Origin of the sequence: Streptomyces sp. NPDC048257, from assembly GCF_043201855.1 — a bacterium.
In the GTDB taxonomy this organism is placed as follows: Bacteria; Actinomycetota; Actinomycetes; order Streptomycetales; family Streptomycetaceae; genus Streptomyces.
Map to the genome: position 1 here is coordinate 66,354 of NZ_JBICZI010000021.1, position 18,359 is coordinate 84,712.

At 72.8% G+C, this 18,359-nt stretch carries 16 protein-coding genes and 1 pseudogene; 5 read left to right on the forward strand and 12 right to left on the reverse strand.

Annotation, left to right across the window (positions count from 1 at the left end):
• Nucleotides 1-720: 720 nt before the first annotated feature.
• From ACGFZK_RS29460 to ACGFZK_RS29505, 10 genes are all read right to left on the reverse strand, one after another.
• On the reverse strand, nt 721-1,524 hold the full coding sequence (locus ACGFZK_RS29460; protein WP_393851891.1) for an ABC transporter permease: 804 nt from the start codon (nt 1,522-1,524) through the stop codon (nt 721-723).
• Nucleotides 1,521-2,576, reverse strand: a complete 1,056-nt coding sequence (locus ACGFZK_RS29465; RefSeq protein WP_393851892.1) for an ATP-binding cassette domain-containing protein — start codon at nt 2,574-2,576, stop codon at nt 1,521-1,523. Before ACGFZK_RS29465 ends, ACGFZK_RS29460 begins: the two co-directional genes overlap by 4 nt.
• 184 nt (nt 2,577-2,760) lie before the next feature.
• Nucleotides 2,761-3,327 (reverse strand): hypothetical protein, encoded by a 567-nt coding sequence (locus ACGFZK_RS29470; RefSeq protein ID WP_393851893.1) that lies wholly within the window; start codon nt 3,325-3,327, stop codon nt 2,761-2,763.
• Nucleotides 3,328-3,358: 31 nt separating this feature from the next.
• Complete coding sequence (locus ACGFZK_RS29475) at nt 3,359-4,195, reverse strand: DUF4097 domain-containing protein (RefSeq protein ID WP_393851894.1); 837 nt, start codon at nt 4,193-4,195, stop codon at nt 3,359-3,361.
• A gap of 120 nt (nt 4,196-4,315) precedes the next feature.
• On the reverse strand, nt 4,316-4,855 hold the full coding sequence (locus tag ACGFZK_RS29480; protein ID WP_393851895.1) for a hypothetical protein: 540 nt from the start codon (nt 4,853-4,855) through the stop codon (nt 4,316-4,318).
• A gap of 133 nt (nt 4,856-4,988) precedes the next feature.
• Nucleotides 4,989-7,562, reverse strand: coding sequence for an ABC transporter permease (locus tag ACGFZK_RS29485; protein ID WP_393851896.1), 2,574 nt, complete (start codon nt 7,560-7,562; stop codon nt 4,989-4,991).
• 90 nt (nt 7,563-7,652) lie between these two features.
• On the reverse strand, nt 7,653-8,435 hold the full coding sequence (locus tag ACGFZK_RS29490) for an ABC transporter ATP-binding protein (RefSeq protein ID WP_393851897.1): 783 nt from the start codon (nt 8,433-8,435) through the stop codon (nt 7,653-7,655).
• 143 nt (nt 8,436-8,578) lie between these two features.
• Complete coding sequence (locus ACGFZK_RS29495) at nt 8,579-9,880, reverse strand: sensor histidine kinase (RefSeq protein WP_393851898.1); 1,302 nt, start codon at nt 9,878-9,880, stop codon at nt 8,579-8,581.
• A gap of 41 nt (nt 9,881-9,921) precedes the next feature.
• Nucleotides 9,922-10,575 (reverse strand): two-component system response regulator CseB, encoded by a 654-nt coding sequence (gene cseB, locus ACGFZK_RS29500; protein WP_393851951.1) that lies wholly within the window; start codon nt 10,573-10,575, stop codon nt 9,922-9,924.
• A gap of 638 nt (nt 10,576-11,213) precedes the next feature.
• Nucleotides 11,214-11,342, reverse strand: coding sequence for a hypothetical protein (locus ACGFZK_RS29505; RefSeq protein WP_393851899.1), 129 nt, complete (start codon nt 11,340-11,342; stop codon nt 11,214-11,216).
• A 234-nt stretch (nt 11,343-11,576) separates the two neighbouring features.
• Between ACGFZK_RS29505 and ACGFZK_RS29510 the strand changes: the two genes are divergently transcribed.
• The 3 genes from ACGFZK_RS29510 (at nt 11,577) to ACGFZK_RS29520 (ending at nt 13,727) form a co-directional block, all read left to right on the forward strand.
• Nucleotides 11,577-11,936, forward strand: coding sequence for a BTAD domain-containing putative transcriptional regulator (locus ACGFZK_RS29510; protein ID WP_393851952.1), 360 nt, complete (start codon nt 11,577-11,579; stop codon nt 11,934-11,936).
• Nucleotides 11,937-12,015: 79 nt separating this feature from the next.
• Nucleotides 12,016-12,954, forward strand: a complete 939-nt coding sequence (locus ACGFZK_RS29515; RefSeq protein ID WP_393851900.1) for a beta-ketoacyl-ACP synthase III — start codon at nt 12,016-12,018, stop codon at nt 12,952-12,954.
• A gap of 17 nt (nt 12,955-12,971) precedes the next feature.
• Nucleotides 12,972-13,727 carry a thioesterase II family protein gene (locus ACGFZK_RS29520; RefSeq protein WP_393851901.1) on the forward strand — a complete coding sequence of 252 codons (756 nt, stop codon included), beginning with the start codon at nt 12,972-12,974 and terminating at the stop codon, nt 13,725-13,727.
• A 94-nt stretch (nt 13,728-13,821) separates the two neighbouring features.
• Here ACGFZK_RS29520 and ACGFZK_RS29525 read toward each other — a convergent pair.
• A pseudogene (locus tag ACGFZK_RS29525) lies at nt 13,822-14,433 on the reverse strand (AMP-binding protein); the annotation flags it as partial.
• A 21-nt stretch (nt 14,434-14,454) separates the two neighbouring features.
• The gene (locus ACGFZK_RS29530) at nt 14,455-15,732 is read right to left on the reverse strand and encodes a M6 family metalloprotease domain-containing protein (protein WP_393851902.1); all 1,278 of its coding nucleotides are present in this window, start codon (nt 15,730-15,732) and stop codon (nt 14,455-14,457) included.
• A 269-nt stretch (nt 15,733-16,001) separates the two neighbouring features.
• Between ACGFZK_RS29530 and ACGFZK_RS29535 the strand changes: the two genes are divergently transcribed.
• Together ACGFZK_RS29535 and ACGFZK_RS29540 are read left to right on the forward strand one after the other, a co-directional pair.
• The gene (locus ACGFZK_RS29535) at nt 16,002-16,751 is read left to right on the forward strand and encodes a TetR/AcrR family transcriptional regulator (protein WP_393851903.1); all 750 of its coding nucleotides are present in this window, start codon (nt 16,002-16,004) and stop codon (nt 16,749-16,751) included.
• 62 nt (nt 16,752-16,813) lie between these two features.
• Complete coding sequence (locus ACGFZK_RS29540) at nt 16,814-18,346, forward strand: MFS transporter (RefSeq protein WP_393851904.1); 1,533 nt, start codon at nt 16,814-16,816, stop codon at nt 18,344-18,346.
• Nucleotides 18,347-18,359: the final 13 nt, after the last annotated feature.

Below are 18,359 nucleotides of genomic sequence, written 5' to 3' on the forward strand. Positions count from 1 at the left end.
CTGAGTGCGAGGGATCAGCCTCAGCAGCCGCCCTCCGGGCGGAAGGCATGGATTGGCTCCAGGTGGTGATACCGAGCGGCGACTTCAGGATCAGCCGTCAGGGATGGTGTCTCTGGGCACTGGACATCACGTGAGTCGGCCTACGCACCACACCCGCACCGGAGCTACGCCACCCGCGCGGTGACCCGTCGCCGACTGCCCTTCTGATCGTCGCCGGCGAACAGCAGCCCCGCAGGTGCCCACGGCCGTGGCTGGTGGGCCGTCACTACCGGGACTTCACGCCTCCATCTGGGGACCCGGAAGGGCATCCAGCCCCTGAGAGCCGCGGCATGGATGCGCTGGCGGGTGAGGTTTCAGCGTGCGCTCTGACCTGGGGCGTTGCGTACTGCGTTCCAGAAAGGACGGCACAGCGTTCTGAGTGACCTGGGTGCCAGGTTTCTGACCTGCGGTTTTGGTATTTCCGTCAAGCCCCACGAAGGCGACGAAGGCGGGGCTTGCGGACGCGTTCCCGGGCGGGCGCCGGGTGGTCAGCTGACCGACCGCTGACAGCCTGGCGGATCGCCCGGCGCGAGGTCGCCCCGATTCGGCAGCGTCGTCGGCGTGGCTGTGACCTGGATGTTCCGGGCGTGCGCGGCGGCGAGGGGGATGGGCTGATCTTTGCGGCTCCGCAATGACCAACTGCCGGACTGGGTCCGGCCGTCGGCGGTTTCGGTGCGGGAGTCAGCGGGTGACCTCGCGGTTGAAGGCCGCGCGGGACCAGAGGTAGCCGATCGCGGCGAGGGCCGCGCACCAGGCCAGGGCGATCCAGCCGTCGTTGCCGATCGGGGTGCCGAGCAGCAGGCCGCGCAGGGTCTCGTTGATCGGGGTGAAGGGCTGGTACTCGGCGAACCAGCGCAGGGCGGTCGGCATGGAGTCCGGGGTGACGACCGCGCTGCCGAGGAAGGGCAGGAAGGTCAGCGGCAGCGGGGCGTTGCTCGCGGACTCGACGGTCTTGGCGCCCATGCCCATCGCGGCGGACAGCCAGGCCATGCCGAAGGACAGGAAGAGGAGCAGGCCCAGCGCGGCCAGCCACTCGATCGGCGAGGCGTCCGGCCGGAAGCCGATCGCGAGGGACACGCCGGTGACCAGGACGAGGACCGCCGTGACCTGGATGACGCTGCCGAGGACGTGGCCCGTGAGGATGGAGCCGCGGGAGATCGACATGGTACGGAAGCGCTTGACGATGCCTTCCGTCATGTCGGTGCAGACGGACACGGCCGTGGCGACGGCCCCCGAGGTCGCGGACATCAGGATGATGCCGGGCACCAGGTAGTTGACGTAGTCGCCGCGGCCGCCGCCCGCCCCGATGCCGGTGCCGAGCGCGCCGCCGAAGACGTACACGAACAGCAGCAGCATCAGGAGCGGCATCACGAGGATCGAGATCGTCATCGACGGGTAGCGCTGCATGTGCTTGATGTTGCGGCGCAGCATCGTCATGGAGTCGCGCAGGGCGTACGAGGGGGCGGTGGTGTGCGTGGTGCTCATCGGGTCGACTCCTTCTGGGCGGTGTTCTGCCGGCCGGTGAGGGTGAGGAAGACGTCGTCGAGGTCGGGGGTGTGCACGGTGAGCGACTCGGCCCGGGCCCCGCTGTGGTCGAGGGCGTCGAGGACGGCCCGGAGGTGGGTGGGGGAGCCGTCGCCGGGGATCTGCAGGGTGAGCGTCTCGTCGTCGCGGGCGGCGATGCCGAAGAGCGCGGCCGCGGTGGCGAGGTGGGCCTCGTCGGTGAACCGGAGGCGTACGTGTCCGCCGGGGATCAGCCGCTTCAGCTCCTCCGCGGTGCCCTCGGCGACGAGCTTGCCGTGGTCCAGGACCGCGATGCGGTCGGCGAGCTGGTCGGCCTCCTCCAGGTACTGGGTGGTGAGGAAGATGGTCACGCCCTGATCCGTGACCAGGTTGCGGATGAGCTCCCACATGACGCGGCGGCTGCGCGGGTCGAGGCCGGTGGTGGGCTCGTCGAGGAAGATGATCTTCGGTCGGCCGACCAGGGTCATCGCCAGGTCGAGCTTGCGGCGCATACCGCCGGAGAAGGTGGCGACGTTCTTGCGGGCCGCCTCGGTGAGTTCGAACCGCTCCAGGAGTTCGCCGGTGCGGCGGCGGCCCTCGCTGCGGCTCAGGTGGTGCAGGTCGGCCATGAGGAGCAGGTTCTCCTCGGCGGTGAGCAGTCCGTCGACGGCGGCGAACTGTCCGGTGACACCGATCCGCCGGCGTACGGAGTCGGCGTCGGTGGCCACGTCGTGGCCGGCGATCCGGGCCTCGCCCGCGTCGGCCGTGATCAGCGTGGAGAGGATCTCCACCGTCGTGGTCTTGCCCGCTCCGTTGGGGCCGAGCAGGGCGAAGACCGTGCCCTCAGGGATCCGCAGGTCGATGCCGTCGAGCACCACCTTCTCGCCGTACGACTTGCGCAGGCCGATCGCGGAGATCGCCGCGGGGGGCGTGCCGTCGGTCTCGTTCGTCGCGGTGGCGGTGGCGGTGGCGGTGGCGGTGGCGGCGGCGGTGGCGGTGGCCGTCGCGGTGTTCGCGGTGTTCGCGGGCTTCATGGTGGGCGGGCCTTTCTTCCGGGGCCGGTGAGGCGTGGCGTTGGTTTGGCGCCAAGACTGCGCCTTGCTTGCGCCATCATCGTGGCATAAGGTTGGCGCCATGTCGAGCCTTTGTGGCGCCATGAATGTCGCCATGCGGCGCCGGGGTGGCGGCGCGCGCTCCGTACGCGGTTCGGTACGCGGTTCAGGACGCGGTGGTGAGCAACTCGCGGCGGGCCGGGGCGGCGCGCAGGTCGAGCGTGACCGGGGCGGGCTGCCGGCGGGTCGTCGCGAAGACGTACAGGCGCAGCGCCAGGAAGCGGCCGATGCCGGCGAGGGCCGAGGCCGAGAGGTAGACGGTCTGCTCGACGGCGAGACCGGGCGCGCTCGCGAAGGCGTGCAGGGCGAGCGTCGCGAGGGTGGTGACGGCGAAGGCGGCCGCGGCCGTCGCGGCGGACTGCAGGTGGTGGCGGAGGCCGCAGCGCAGCGGACCGCGCCCGGTGGGCCCCGGCCCCGACCCCGGCCCCGGCCCCGACGCCGACGCGAAGGTGAACCGGGCGTGCAGTTCGGTCGCGAGGATCGTCGAGACCGCCGTGACCAGGGCGTTGGCCAGGGTGAAGGGGAGGACGGCGGCGAGCAGGGCGACGGCCGCGCTGGACGCGAGGCCGACCCCGCCACCGAAGATCACGAAGCGGACGAAGGAGGCCGAGGCGCCGGGGGCGTCAGGGGTGCCGGGGGTGCTGCGGCCGGTCTGCTGCGGTGCGCGTTCCATCGGGCTTCCCCTCCCCTCGGCCCGACCGCGCCTATGCGCGGCGGATGACGATGTCGCCGATGCTCGTGCGGCCCCGGACCTCGACGGTGTCCCGGGACTGCCCCGGACCGTCCGCCGTCCCCAGCTCGTTGCGTACGCGGCCGGCCGTGGACCGTACGTCCAGCCAGGCCGCGGACCCCTCGGCGATGCCGATCTCGAGGGCTCCGGCAGCGGTGTCCAGCGTGATCCGGCCGCGTACCACCTCTTCGAGGCGGATCGCGCCGTTGGCGGACTTGGCGGTGACCGAGGACTCCGCGCGGGAGACGCTGATGGGCCCGTTGGACGAGTTCACCCGCAGCTCCCCGCCGACCTCGCCGATCACGGTCTCGCCGTTGAGGTTCTTGATGCTCGCCGCGCCGTCGATCCGGCCGATCCGCACGCGGCCCGACCCCTGGATCTCGGTCTCGCCCGTCGCGTGGTCCATGAGGACGTCACCGAGCGCGGTCTTCAGCCGTACGGCCGCGGCCTCCTCCAGCTGGATGTCCCCGGCGCCGGTGGAGAGGCGGCAGTTGCCGAACCGTCCCTCGCCGACCAGCTCGCCGAGGCCCGTGGCGGCGGTCAGTTCCGAGCCCGCGGGCAGTTCGACGGTCACGTCGACGGCCCCGACCTTGCCGAAGAGCGAGCGCTTCTTGGGGCCCTTGACCAGCAGCTTCCCGCCCGCGCAGGTGACCTTGGTGTCCTCGGCGGCCTGTACGTCCAGCTTGTTGCCGGGGTCGCTCGGTGCCACCTCGACCACGGTGTCGGTGCGCTTGCCCGCGACGATCCGGGCCCGGCCGATCTCGATCTCGACGGTGGCGGAGAGGGGTTCGGGTGTTTCGAAAGCAGGCATGGCTGTGCCGTCCTTTGGCTGCGTGTGGTGGGGAGCTCGGGTGGAGTGCGGTGCCTGCGGCGCCTAGGGCCCGTCTTGTCGATCAGGTCGGTGGGCCCGGCCTGATCGGCAAGACACCCCCTAGCGGACCCAGCCGGTGAAGCCCTGGCCCACGGCGGAGCCCGGGCCGGTCGCCTCCCTGCGGCTCCGGCTCCGGCCAGCGGTGCCGGGTTCGAGGGCTGCTGCCACGGCGCGGACCAGCCAGGCGTTGACGGACAGCCCCTCGCGGCTCGCAGCCTCCTCGACCCGGGCCTTGAGCTGGGCCGGCGGCCGGAAGTTGATGCGCGAGGTGGCGCCGTCCTCGCCCTCCACGGGGACCGGTGCCGGGGGAGGCGGGGTCTGCACCGCGGTGTCGGCCTCCTCGAAGACGTCGGCGGCGGGCGGTGCGGTCACCACGAACTCGGGGTTCAGGCCGCGCAGCCGCACGTCGACCGAGCCGGGCGCCAGGTCACGGGTGACCTCGTCCATGGCGTCGGACAGGGCGTTGAGGAGCGTCAGGCGGGCCGCCGACTCCAGCTGACCGGTGAGCCGGTCGGCGAGGGCACGGGCTTCGTCGCCGCCGGCCCCGGCGGCCACTCCGAGCTCGTGGCGGAGGTTGTCGACGTACGGTGTGAGGTCCATGACGCAATGGTGGCACCACCGTGGCGCCATTGCAAGTCAACTGGCGCCACGAAGTGCCGCGATGTGCCGCGAGGCGCCACGGTGCGCCACCACGTGCCGTGGCGTGCCACGGCGTGTCACCCACAGGCAGCGGTCAGAGCTCCGCCACCGCCTCCAGGGGGCTGAGGCGGGACGCGTGGCGAGCCGGGAGGGCGGCTGCCGCCGTGCCCGTGATCAGGGAGACCAGGCAGAGGAGGAGCAGCGTGTCCCAAGGGAGCGTCAGGGAGTACTCCTTCAGCGCCCCGTTGGTCAGGGCGCCGACCGCCCAGGCTCCGAACAGGCCGGCCGCCAGGCCCAGGAGGGTGCCGAAGGCGGCCACGGTCAGGGATTCGAGGCGGATCATCCGGCGGATGCCGGTGCGGTCCATGCCGATGGCGCGCAGGACCCCGATCTCGCGGGTGCGGTCCGAGACCGACATGGCCAGGGTGTTCATGATGCCGAGGGCGGCGATCACACCGCCGATGGCGAGCAGGCCGTACATCAGGGTCAGCAGCGTGCCGAGGGAGCCGGCGGCCTCCCGGACGATTTCCTGCCGGTCCTGGACCTTGAGCAGCGGGTTGTTGCCCGTGGCGGCGCGCAGGCGGTCCTTGGTGGCGCCGCCGTCGGCGCGGACGAGGACGCGCTGCACGGAGCCGGGGTTCAGGCTCTTCTGCTGCACCTCGGTACGGGCGCCCAGGGCGTCCTGCGCGGTGGGGTCGTCCTCGTAGACACCGACGACCGTGTACGGGGTGAGGTCCTGACCGGGGCCGCCGATACGGGCGTTGACGCGCCCGCCGGTGCTCACGCCGTTCTCGCCGGCGAGGGTGCGGGACAGGGCGATGCGCCCCGGTCCGAGGTCCTTCAGCGAGCCGCTGACGAAGTCGAGCTTCAGGACGGACGGGGCGGCGGCCGGGTCGACCCCGGAGATCTGGCGGACGCCGCCGCCAATGAACACGGAGGAGTCGGTGACGGCGGTCGCCGTCCGCACCCCGGGGACGTCGGTCACCCGCTGCACGGCGGCCGGGTCGATGCCGGTCATCGAGGTGCGGGTGCCGATCACGTAGTCGGCGCTCAGGCCGGCCGCGGCCTGCCGGTCGAGGGCCTCGCCGGTGGAGTGGCCGAGGACGGCGAGCCCGGCGACCAGCGCCGTGCTGACCATCAGGGCGGAGGCGGTCGCGGCGGTGCGCCGCGGGTCGCGCAGTGCGTTGCGGTGGGCGAGGTGCCCGGTGATGCCGAGACGTCCGGTCAGCCGTCCGCTCAGCCGGATCACGGGGACGGCGAGGAGCGGCGCCAGCACGATCACGGCGACGACGACGAGGGCGCAGCCGAACATCGCACTGCGCAGGTTCTCCTCGGAGGCGTCCTTCGCCCCCGCGAGCGACAGCAGCAGACCGGCGCCGAGGGCGAGCAGCAGCGCTCCCGCCGCGCCGCGGACCCGGGACGCGGTGGCGGTGGGCGGCTGTTCGGCCGAGCGCATGGCCTCGACCGGCGCGATCCGCGCCGCCCTGCGGGAGGGGAGCCACGCGGCGAGCACGGTGATGCCCACCCCGACGGCGAGCGCGGCCACCACGGGCAGCGGGCCGATCACCAGGGGCCCGCGCGGCAGCGCCTCCCGGGTGGTGCTGAGGATCTGCGGGAGTACGGAGGCGATCCCGAGGCCGAGCAGGAATCCGAGGGCCGACGCGGCGAGGCCGAGGAGGACTGCCTCCCAGAGGAGGGAGCGGACGACCTGGCGGCGCGTGGCGCCGATCGCGCGCAGCAGGGCGATCTCACGGGTGCGCCGGGCGACGAGCATGGTGAAGGTGTTGACGATGAGGAACGACCTGATGAACAGGGCGACTCCGGCGAAGATCAGCGACAGCTTCTCGTCGCCGCGGGTGAGGGAGTCGACGAGGACGCTCTGCTGGGCGGCCAGGGCGCTGCCGGTGGTGGCCTCGGCCCGGTCGGCGGGGAGCAGGGCGGCGACCCGGCGGGAGAGTTCGGCCTCGTCGGCGCCGGGTTCGGCGGTCAGGTCGATCGAGGTGTAGCGGCCCGGGGAGGCGAACAGCTGCTGTGCGGTGGCCTTGTCGAAGAGGGCGAGGGTGCCGCCGGCGGTCACCCGGGTGTCCCGGGTGGTGACGATGCCGACGAGCCGCTTCGTCATGACCGGGCCGTCGGTGGCCAGGGTGATCGCGTCGCCGATACGGAACCCGCCCGCGGCGGCGGTACCCCTGTCCACGGCGATCTCGTCGCCGGTGCGCGGGGCACGGCCCTCGGTCAGCGGGTAGCGGCTGTCCTTGCCGTCGGCTCCGGGTACGTACGCGGCCGCGCGCTGCGCCCACATCCTGCCGGTGCGCAGCGGGGCGCCGTCCGAGGCGTTCAGGGCGGCAGAGCCGTCGGCGGAGGGCCGTACGGCGGCGACGCCGGGCAGCGCGGCCAGCGTGCGGGCGAGGGCGTCGTCGAGCACGGTGGCGTGTTCGGACCCGGCGGACCCGGACGACCCGGCAGCCCCCGGCGGGGGGTCCTTCGGGGTCACGGAGACGGCGATGTCGGCGTAGTCCTTCGACACGGCGGCCCGGTGGGCCGCGGTGGAGGAGTCCGCGAAGACGAGGGTGCCGGAGACGAAGGCGACGCCGAGGGTGACGGCGAGCACCGTCATCAGCAGCCGGGCCTTGTGCGCCAGGACGTTGCGCAGGGCGGTTTTCAGCATGGGTGGGTGGCTTTCGGGGACGTGGGCGTACGGGGCGGGGGCGTACGGGGCGTGGGCGCGCGGAGCGCAGGTGGCGGGGACGGCGGCGGGTCAGCTCGTGCGCGCGCGGGTGTCGAACTGCTTCATCCGGTCCAGCACCCGGTCCGGGGTGGGGTGCACCATCTCGTCGACCAGTCGGCCGTCGGACAGGAAGACGACACGGTCCGCGAAGCCGGCGGCGACCGGGTCGTGGGTCACCATCACCACGGTCTGGCCCAGCTCGCGCACGGAGTCGCGCAGGAAGCCCAGGACCTCGGCCCCGGCACGGGAGTCGAGGTTGCCGGTGGGCTCGTCCCCGAAGACCATCGCGGGCCGGGTGACCAGGGCCCGGGCCACCGCGACGCGCTGCTGCTGCCCGCCGGAGAGCTGTCCGGGCCGGGGGCCCAGGCGTTCGGCGAGGCCGACCATGGACACCACGCGGTCCAGCCACTGCCGGTCGGGGCGGCGTCCGGCGATGGACAGCGGAAGCGTGATGTTCTCCAGGGCCGTCAGGGTGGGCAGCAGGTTGAACGCCTGGAAGACGAAGCCGATCCGGTCCCGGCGCAGCTCGGTGAGCTGCCGGTCGCCCAGGCTGCTCAGTTCGGTGGTGCCGATGCGCACGGAGCCGGAGCTGACGGAGTCGAGGCCCGCGGCGCAGTGCATGAGGGTGGATTTGCCGCAGCCGGAGGGGCCCATGATCGCGGTGAACTCGGCCTCCCGGAAGGAGAGGGAGACGTCCTCCAGGGCCACCAACCGGGTGTCGCCGCTGCCGTAGACCTTCGACAGACCGGTGGTGGAGGCCGCGATACCGGGCGTCGGGTGCGGCAGACGGGGGGCGAACGGGTCGGCGGTCACGGGGACTCCACTTCGGGTGCGGTGCGAGCGAAAGGGGTGCACGCCGAAGGCTGTCGGGGAAACGTATCCGGGCCCGGGCCGCCGTGTATCGGACTGCGCGCCGTTGTGCCGCAGTCGTGTACGGGGCCCGCGCGAGCGGTCGCTCAGAGCGGGAGGCGCAGGGTGGCGACGGCCCCGCCGTCCGGGGCGTTGTCCAGGCACAGCTCCGCGCCGAGCACCCGGGCCTGGCCCAGGGCGATGGTCAGGCCGAGGCCGTGCCCCGCGCCGCGCTCCGTGGCGCCGGTGCGGAAGCGGCGCGGGCCCTCGCGCAGCAGGTCGGCGGGGAAACCGGGGCCGTGGTCGCGTACGACGACGGTGCGGCCCCGGACGGTGACCCGTACCGGGCTGCCCCCGTGCCGGTGGGCGTTGACGACGAGGTTGCCGACGATCCGCTCCAGGCGCCGCGGGTCGGTCTCCACGCGTTCCACCGCTGCGGCGGGGTCCCCGGGTTCCGCGGGGTCCCCGGTCTCCACCTCCGTGTCGAGGCCGGTACGGGCCACCGCCTCGCGGACCACCGCGTCGAGCGGGACCCGGGCGTGCACGGGTGCCTCGGCGCCCGCGTCCAGCCGGGAGATCTCCAGCAGGTCCTCGACCAGGCCGCGCAGATCGCGTACGCGGGCCCGGAGCAGGTCCTCCGTCTCGCCGGGCGGCAGCAGGTCGGCGGCGGCCAGCAGACCGCCGACCGGGGTGCGCAGTTCGTGGGCCACGTCCGCCGTGAACTGCCGCTCGATGCGCAGCCGTCGGCCGAGGCGGTCGGCCATGAGGTCGACGGTGGCGGCGATGTCGGCCACCTCGTCGCGGCCCTTGCCCGTGCGGTCCTGCTCCGTGCCGCCCTGCCCCGTACCGGGTCCGGAGCCGGGTCCCGTACCGGCCCCGGTGCGGGCGTCGAGGTCCCCGGCGGAGATCCGGCTCGCGGTCTCGGCGACCCGGCGCAGTCGGCGGGCGACCAGCCCGGCCCCGTAGACCGCCAGCGGCAGGGCCGCCGCGAGCGAGACGACGGAAGCCACGGCCATGCTCGCGTCGAGGCGGCGCAGGTCGTGGAGTTGCGGGCTCATGTTGATCCGGACGGCCAGGACCGGGCTGCCCGGTCCGCCGACCCGCTGGGCGCCCCAGACGCTCGGCCCCAGGTTCCCGTCGACGCGTCCGTCGTAGGCCACGCGCCGGTCGCCGTGGGACGGGCGGCGCAGGGTGGCGGGCAGCTCGACGGGATCGAGCTCGGCGCCGCCCGCCAGGGCTCCGGTGCGCCGGTAGACGTCCATTGAGGAGTACACCGTGTTGGTGGCGTCCATCTCGGCCCGGCCGCGGATGTCCTGTGCGGTCCACAGGTGGACGAGTACGCCCACCGCCAGGGCGACCAGGCAGGCCGTGGCCGCCGCCAGCGCGGCGATCTTCCAGCGCAGGGGCACGCGGGCCGGCCACCACGGCCGGCGGAGGGGGTGCACCGGCCTCAGCGCCTGAGCTTGTAGCCGAAGCCGCGGACCGTCTCGATCCGCTCCCGGCCGAGCTTCTTGCGCAGTCGCTGCACGGCCAGGTCCACGACCCGGCTGTCGCCGTCCCAGCCGTACTCCCAGACGTTGCGCAGCAGGGTGTGCCGTTCCAGTACGATGCCCGGGTGGGCGGCGAACTCCAGCAGCAGCTTCAGTTCGGTGGGGGTGAGCGCCACGGGGCTGCCGGAGACGGACACCTCCATTCCGCCGGTGTCGACGGTCAGGTCCCCGAAGACCAGTACGTCCTCCTGGCCGGCCGTGGGCTCGCTGCCCGGGGCGGGCGCGTAGGACGCCCGCCGCAGCAGCGAGCGGATGCGTGCCACGAGTACGTACGTGTCCACGGGCTTGACCACGTAGTCGTCGGCTCCGGCCTCCAGACCGGCGACGACATCGAGGCCGTCGCCGCGGGCGGACATCATCAGCACCGGCACCAGGCTGGTCTCCCGGACCCTGCGGCACAGGCCGATCCCGTCGAGGCCGGGCAGCATCACGTCCAGGGTCAGCAGGTCGAAGCCGTCGTCGTCGCGGAAGGCCTCCAGGCCGGTGAGTCCGTCGGCGGCGGCCGTGACCCGGTAGCCGTAGCGTTCGAGGGCGACGGCGAAGGACCGGCGCATCAGGTCGTCGTCCTCGACCAGCAGCACACGGACCGGAGGGGAAGATTCCGGGGCCGGGGCGGACGGGGGCACGGGCGGGACTCCTGTTCGTACGGGCCGGGCGAAGCGCCGTTCCCGCATGCGTCCACAGGCGGCCGGCGGCCCGAAGGGAACGATACGGGAGACACCGGGCGCGGCGGCCGCCGTCGGGGCCCGGGGCGCGATCCGATCGGCAGCCGAGCGTCCGGTGATACACGGCGGATACAAAGACCCCGGCTGCCCGGCCCGCGGGGTGGCGGGCCGGACAGCCGGGCCTTTGATCGGTCTCAACGCGAGGAGAAGGGCAGCCCAGGTCGAGCACGAAGGGGTCGAAGCCGGGATGGGTCGCCGCGCGCGCACCGAGGACGCACGTCCCTCCGCAGTCCCGGGCCGCGGACGCCGCCCCCGGCACGTCGGGACCGGAAGCAGCGCGGGCCTGGGGGCACGGCCAGGCACAGTGCACCGGCCGCGACGGCGACGGTGGACGCCATGGAGACGAAGGGTGTGTCCAGGACGCGGGCCCGGTCCGAGGCGTCCCCGGCGACCGTGATGCAGTGGCCGTTGGTGCCGGTGAGGGTTACGGGACCGGCGTAGTACTTGTAGTCGCCCATGTCCTGCGGCTACTTCCGGCCGACCCCCAGCTGCGCGTTGAGCGCCGTCGCGTCCCCGTAGTGGTACACGGCGGTGTTGATCGCACCGTTGGTGCCGTCGTCCGCCGACGAGTAGTACGGCGAAATCCGGCTGAGCACGCGCCCCAGGTTCGTCCGGATTTCGCACGTGTCGATCAAGACCCCGAACAGCCGGAGGCCGCCGAGGCCGTTGCCGCCGTTCCCATCGTGAGCCCAGCGGTCATCAGACCGGTGGCCGCCGCGCTGGTGAGGGTTTCGCGCATCGCCCCACGCACCCGGAAGTAACCGCAGGTGAGTGGAGTTTCGCGGGCGCCTCGCCACGGACCGCGCTTGTCGCGGGCGGTGCGCCGCGCAGTGGTCCAGAGGCCGCCCGGGTGGTGCGCGTGGTGCCTTCGATGCCACCCGGGCGCGGCCTCCGGCCGGCTCGGGGGCGGCCGCGGGCCCGCCCGGATCGCACCGTGGGATATCCGGTTCGGAGCCATTCATCCGGCCGTCGGGGGCAGGTTTCACGCCGTTCGAAGTTGGCTTGAATCAGCGGACGGACGGACGGACGAGGCGCTCGCGACCTACGGCAGGGTCCGGCGGAACCTGGTCGAGGACCACGGGATCGAGCATGCTCCGCGCCTCCAGCGCCTCCAGCACGCGATCCTGACCCATGCGCCGGCCCGGGACGGCTGTGGCGCGGATCAACTGGTCGGCGTGAACGCCGCGTGAGGGCGGTCGGCCCGCTGCATAGGCTGACCATGGGTCAATCCGGATCCGCATCGGGTCCACGGAGCGAGGAGAAACACTGATGGTCGGGTCCCGTGTCCTTTCCTTCGGGCACTATCAGCCGTCAAAGGTCTTGACCAATGCGGATCTTGAGCAAATGGTCGAGACCAATGACGAATGGATTCAGAGCCGGGTCGGTATCAAGACGCGCCGTGTGGCGGCCGCGGACGAGTCGGTTTCGGACATGGCCACCAAGGCTGCCGAGCACGCTCTCGCCAATGCCGGACTCACCGGAGCGGATATCGATTTCGTCATCGTGGCCACCTGCACGGCCCTCGACCGCTCGCCCAACATGGCGGCCCGGGTGGCCGCCGCGGTCGGCGCGAAGGCACCTGCCTCCATCGACGTGAACACGGCCTGCTCCGGCTTCCCGCACGCCATGGCGCTGGCCGACCAGAGCATCCGGACCGGATCCGCGACGAAGGCCCTGGTCATCGGAGTGGAGAAGCTCACCGACTTCGCCGACTGGACCGACCGCACCACCTGCGTGCTCATCGGCGACGGTGCGGGCGCGGCCGTCGTGGTCGCCTCCGAGGAGCCGGAGATCAGCCCCGTCGTGTGGGGGTCCGTCCCCGAGATGGGCCGGGCCGTGCGCATCGAGGCCCCGTCCCACACCTTCGCCCAGGAGGGGCAGTCGGTCTACCGCTGGGCCACCACGACGCTGCCGCAGGTCGCGCTCCAGGTCTGCGAACGGGCCGGCGTGAAGCCCGAGGAACTGGGCGGCGTCGTCCTGCACCAGGCCAACCTGCGGATCATCGAACCCCTCGCGCGCAAGATCGGTGCGGTCAACGCCGTCGTGGCCAGGGACGTCGTCGACTCCGGCAACACCTCGGCCGCGAGCATCCCGCTGGCGCTGTCCAAGCTCATCGAGCGGGGTGAGATCAAGAAGGGATCGCCCGTACTGCTCTTCGCGTTCGGCGGGGGTCTGTCCTACGCCGGCCAGATCGTCAACTGCCCGTGACCGCGGCCAGGGGACCGGTGACGACGAGGTCCGCCTCCGTGCCGTGGTGGCCGCTGCTGCGGCTGCGGGAGACGGTGGCCACGCCCCGGGTGCGGCTGCTGGTGTTCCCGCATTCCGGGGCCGGCCCCAACACGCTCTTCCCCGTGGTCGAGTCACTGCCCGACCACGTGGAAGTGCTCGGGCTGTGCCTGCCCGGGCGCGAGCGCCGCTACGGCGAGCCGCCCGGCTGCCGGCTCGACGAGGTCCTGGACTCCGTGTCCGACGAGGTCCTCGGCCGCGACCCGCTGCCCACCGTGGTGTTCGGGCACAGCCTCGGCGCGCTCCTCGCCACCCGCGCCGCGCGCCTGCTCGGCCCGCACTGCCGGGCGGCCGTCGTCAGCGGGCAGGTACCCGGCCGGACCCCGCGCCGGGCCCATGCGACCAGCACCGAGCAGGACGCCGTCCGGCTGCTGCGGGACGGCGGGGGCACGCCCGAGTGGGTCATGCACGACCCGGAGATGCTGGCCCACGTGACGCGCGTCCTGCGGGCCGACATCGAACTCGGCCGGCAGGCCGCGGTGGGGTTCGAGGACGTACGGCTCGACGTGCCCCTGCACGTGCTGGGCGGCACGGCGGACCCACTGGTCCCGCACGAGCCGCTGGACGGCTGGGCCGCCCACACGACCGGGCCGTGCGAGGTCCTCCGGTTCGACGGCGACCACTTCTTCCTGCTGACCGACGAACACCGCCCCACGGTCGCGAACGTCCTGCGGCAGGCGCTCGCGCAGGACTGAGCGGCCGTCTGCCGTGGCATCGCCGGTCATCCGGTAACCAGGTCGTGGTGACCCCGTGCTCGCGGACCAGCCGGACCGCCTCGCCGCTGACGAACATCCGCATCGTGACGTTGGTGACGCCCGCGTTGAAGCCCTGCGTGGCCCACCACAGGCCGCCGATGTGGAATCCGGGGATGCCGATGAGGCCGACGTCGTCCTCCCGGCAGTCGATCCTCCGCAGCTCCTCGGAGGCGAGGGCGTCGCGCACCTTGAAGGAGCTGCGGTGCGCGAGCACCACGCACTTGGGCGGGCCCGTGGTGCCGCTCGTGTAGGTCTGGGCGGTCGGGTCGTCCCGGGCCGCTGCCGTCTCCGGGCCGGCGTCCGGGCGTCCGGCCTGCCGGGCGGTGAAGCCGCTGCCCGGGCCGTCCGGGTCGTCCGGGCCGTCCGGGCCGTCCGGGCCGTCGAGCGCGACGATCCGTACCTCCGTGGGCAGTTCGGCGGCCGCCTTGCGCGTACGTCCAGGAACTCGTCCTCGACGAAGAGCAGCCCGGTGCCCGGGTCGCGCAGGATCTGGTCCACCTCGGTGGCCGTCAGCCGCCGGTTGATGGGCACCGGGACCGTGCCGGCCTTCGCGCAGCCGAAGAGCAGGCCGGCCGCGCCCGACCCCGAGGCCACCGGTGAGGTCAACCGGGTCACCGCGCACGACGTCCGGAAAGGCTGACGGCACGGCCGCGGGCCCGGCGGGGCCCTACGGCCGCGTGACGCGGACCTGATAGCTGCCGTTGCGCAGTTCACCGACCACGGAGACGCTGATGCCCGCCTTGTCGTCGGTGAACGTCTCGCCCGGCCGGAACGGCGCGTCGGACAGCTCCGCGTGCACATTGGGCCGGCGGGTGCAGCCGCCGCTCGCGTTCGCGCTGTCCGACACCGTCACCGGGCCGTGCCCGGTGTCCACGTCGGAGTCCACCTTGTAGATGAGGACGCCGGGCTTGCAGACGGCCTCGTCGTTCCCGGCCTGGGTCCGCACCTCCACCGCGTACCCCACGCTCTCCGACACCGGGATGAAGGCCAGTTTGGTGCCGCCGCGCACCCCGATCGGGGACAGGGTGTGGTCGCTGGTGCCCGGCTTGGACGCGCAGCTGATCTGGGTGCTGTCCAGCCAGCCCAGCTTCCACTTGTGCCAGCCCATCAGGTCGTTGTTGGCGCCCCAGTCCTCGCTCATGATGTCCCAGTGCCCGACCGTGCTCCCGCCGTCGGAGGTGTAGAGGTCGGGCAGCCCGAAGACGTGCCCGTTCTCGTGCGGGAGCACCCGGTACCCGGTCTCCCGGTAGGTGCCCGAGCCGTCGTCCTGCCGGCTGTAGACGAAGGACGTGTTGGCCAGCGGCACCCCGTCGGCGACGGGCGCCTCGCCGTTGCCCGAGAAGGTCACCGACAGGACGGTGTCCAGGGCGGAGGGCCCGGCGTTCGGCGTGACCAGGATGTTGATCAGGTCGTACCGGCTGAAGTCCACCTCGGGGTCGGCGGCCTTCGCTATGTGCTCGACGAGCTGCCGGTAGCCCGGCTCGTACGCGGACCCGCGCTCGATCCCGTACGCCGCGAAGGGCATCGGCATCCGCAGCCAGTCCTTTATCGGCGCCTCGGCCCGGTAGGCCATGCGGCCGTAGGAGCTGGTGCGGAACCAGTCGGCCGTCTGGGGGAAGAATTCCGCCATCCGGTCCGCCGCCGTGCCCTCTCCTTTGGCGTCGGGGAAGTCGATCATCAGGTTCAGGGCCCGGATCTCGCCGGTGGAGCGCGAGTACCCGGATGGGGTCGGCATCCCCTCGGACATCTGGACACCCATGGTGCCCGCGATCCGGCAGGGCGCCAGAGCGGATTCGACGGTCGTGGCCACCGCGCCGGCCGCCGAGTGCCCGCGGCTGGATATGCCCGTGCTCGCCGTCGTCGTGACACCGAGGGCCAGCGCGGTGAGGCCGATGTACGCGCCGGTGCGGTGTGGTCGGCGTATCCGGCGGCGGGTCTGCGGCATGGAGATCGCCTTCGGGTCCGCGGCAGCCGGCCCTGCCCGGTCTGCGCTCTGTTCGATCACCCTCCGCCGGGCGCGCCGCCCCCGCGCGCCGGAAGAGGCCGAACGTGGACGGGGTTGTGGGTCAGGTCACACGAGGGGGTGAAATAACCGGGGACCCGATCCCCGTTTGCATGGGAGTCCCGCTAAGCGGGGAGCGGCTCCCCGTTTGGGCGGGATGGTCGCGCCGTCCGCACCACGAGTCCGCGAGTCCGCGCCAGGGAGGCCCCGGAATGAAGAGCTCCACCGCCACCGCACCGGCGGTCCGGCCCGCCCCCGGGGCGATCGTGGACCCCGTGCAGGTGCAGGCGCAGGCCTGCGTACGGGCGCATGCGCAGGCGCAGGTGCCCGCGACCGGTGTCCCGCGCCCGCGCGCCGACGCCGTCCGCAACCGGGAGCGGATCCTGAGGGTGGCCCGCGAGGCCTTCGTCGAGTCCGGCTCCACGATCCCCTTCGACGAGGTGGCCCGCCGGGCCGGCATCGGCAACGCCACGCTCTACCGGCACTTCCCCGACCGGGCCACCCTCGTCCACCACGTCGTGCTCTTCACCATGGGCCGGGTGACGGCCTCGGCCGAGGCCTCCCTCGCCGAGGAGCCCGACGCCTTCGCCGCACTGTGCCGGTTCACGCACGCCGCCGCGGACGAGCGGATCGGCGCCCTGTGCCCGATGCTCGCCGACGGCTTCGATCGTGAGCACCCCGAACTCCTCGCGGCGCGCACCGCGCTGGAGGCGGCCGTGGTCACCCTGCTGACCGCCGGCCAGGAGGCCGGACTGGTCCGCACGGACATCGGCGTCGGCGACCTGATGGTCGCCCTCTCCCAGCTCAGCCGCCCCCTCCCGGGCACCGCCTGCCTCGACACCGACCGCTTCGCCCACCGCCATCTCCAGCTCTTCCTCGACGGTTTGCGGGCCCCGGCCCGCTCCGAGCTCCCGGGGTCGGCGAGCACGCTGGACGACCTGCGGCAGCAGAAAACCATGTGACCCGCACAGAGCTTTAGAACTAGCCTTTTTCAGTCATTCCGCACAGTGAAGTGGGTACCTCCATGTCAAAAACAGCCGCGACTCTCGCGCCGGCTGCCGATCCCAGCCGCTGGAAGGCACTCGTCTTCATAGCCCTGGCCCAGCTGATGGTCGTCCTCGACGCGACCATCGTGAACATCGCCCTCCCCTCCGCCCAGACCGATCTCGGCATCTCGGACGGCAACCGCCAGTGGGTCATCACCGCGTACGCGCTGGCCTTCGGCGGGCTGCTCCTCTTCGGCGGCCGCATCGCCGACAAGTGGGGCCGCAGGAACGCCTTCGTCGTCGGCCTCATCGGCTTCGCCCTGGCCTCCGCGCTCGGCGGCGCCGCGAACGGCGAGGCCATGATGCTCGGCGCCCGCGCCCTCCAGGGTGCCTTCGGCGCACTGCTCGCACCGGCGGCCCTCTCGCTGCTCGCGGTCATGTTCACCGACGCCAAGGAGCGCGCCAAGGCCTTCGGCATCTACGGCGCGATCGCGGGCGGCGGCGGCGCCGTCGGCCTGATCCTCGGCGGCTTCCTGACCGAGTACCTCAACTGGCGCTGGACCTTCTTCGTCAACATCCCCTTCGCGATCGTCGCGGCCGTGGGTGCCTGGATGGTCATCCGTGAGCCCGCCGGCTCCCGCAACCGCGCGCCGCTCGACATCCCGGGCGTGGTCCTGTCCACCACCGGTCTCGTCGCCCTCGTGTACGGCTTCACCCGCGCCGAGTCCGCCGGCTGGTCGGACGGCCTGACGGTCACCATGTTCGTCGCCTCGGTGCTGCTGCTGGCCGCCTTCGTCCTCGTCGAGTCCAAGGTGAAGTCCCCGCTGCTGCCGCTGCGCGTGCTGCTGGAGCGCAACCGCGGCGGTGTCTACCTCTCGCTCGGCCTCGCCGTCATCTCGATGTTCGGCCTGTTCCTCTTCCTCACCTACTACCTGCAGGTCGTGAAGGGCTTCTCGCCCGTCAAGACCGGCTTCGCCTTCCTGCCGATGATCGCGGGCATGATCACGGGCTCCACCCAGGTCGGCGCCCGCCTGATGACGCGGGTCCCGCCGCGCCTGCTGATGGGCCCCGGCTTCCTGGTCGCCGCCCTCGGCATGCTGCTGCTGACCCAGCTGGAGGTCGGGTCCTCGTACCCGGCGCTGATCCTGCCGGCGCAGCTGCTGCTCGGCCTCGGCATGGGTACGGCGTTCATGCCGGCGATGTCCCTGGCCACCCACGGGGTGAACCCGGCCGACGCCGGTGTCGCCTCCGCCATGGTCAACACCTCGCAGCAGGTCGGCGGCGCCATCGGCACCGCGCTGCTGAACACCATCGCCGCCTCGGCGACCACCGCGTACCTGACCGACCACGCGGCCGAGGCCGCGGCGGGCGGGCCGGCCGCGCAGCTGATCCAGGCGCAGGCCATGGTCGAGGGCTACGCCTCCGCCATCTGGTGGGCGGTCGGCATCCTGGTCGCCAGCTCGGCCATCGCGCTGACGCTGATCAACACCGGCCGTCCGGGTGCGGGCGGCCCGGTGGCCGCCGGTTCGCCCGAGGAGGCCGAGCTCAAGGTGCCGGTGATCGCGCACTGATCAGGGTCGAGGG

What these genes read in the sequence shown, in the direction of transcription:
- ACGFZK_RS29480 (WP_393851895.1), bottom strand. Translation starts at nt 4,855, where the DNA reads ATGGACCTCACACCGTACGTCGACAACCTCCGCCACGAGCTCGGAGTG.
- ACGFZK_RS29540 (WP_393851904.1), top strand. Translation starts at nt 16,814, where the DNA reads ATGTCAAAAACAGCCGCGACTCTCGCGCCGGCTGCCGATCCCAGCCGC.
- ACGFZK_RS29470 (WP_393851893.1), bottom strand. Translation starts at nt 3,327, where the DNA reads ATGGAACGCGCACCGCAGCAGACCGGCCGCAGCACCCCCGGCACCCCT.
- cseB (WP_393851951.1), bottom strand. Translation starts at nt 10,575, where the DNA reads ATGCGCCGGTCCTTCGCCGTCGCCCTCGAACGCTACGGCTACCGGGTC.
- ACGFZK_RS29530 (WP_393851902.1), bottom strand. Translation starts at nt 15,732, where the DNA reads ATGCCGCAGACCCGCCGCCGGATACGCCGACCACACCGCACCGGCGCG.
- ACGFZK_RS29475 (WP_393851894.1), bottom strand. Translation starts at nt 4,195, where the DNA reads ATGCCTGCTTTCGAAACACCCGAACCCCTCTCCGCCACCGTCGAGATC.
- ACGFZK_RS29515 (WP_393851900.1), top strand. Translation starts at nt 12,016, where the DNA reads ATGGTCGGGTCCCGTGTCCTTTCCTTCGGGCACTATCAGCCGTCAAAG.
- ACGFZK_RS29485 (WP_393851896.1), bottom strand. Translation starts at nt 7,562, where the DNA reads ATGCTGAAAACCGCCCTGCGCAACGTCCTGGCGCACAAGGCCCGGCTG.
- ACGFZK_RS29460 (WP_393851891.1), bottom strand. Translation starts at nt 1,524, where the DNA reads ATGAGCACCACGCACACCACCGCCCCCTCGTACGCCCTGCGCGACTCC.
- ACGFZK_RS29465 (WP_393851892.1), bottom strand. Translation starts at nt 2,576, where the DNA reads ATGAAGCCCGCGAACACCGCGAACACCGCGACGGCCACCGCCACCGCC.
- ACGFZK_RS29535 (WP_393851903.1), top strand. Translation starts at nt 16,002, where the DNA reads ATGAAGAGCTCCACCGCCACCGCACCGGCGGTCCGGCCCGCCCCCGGG.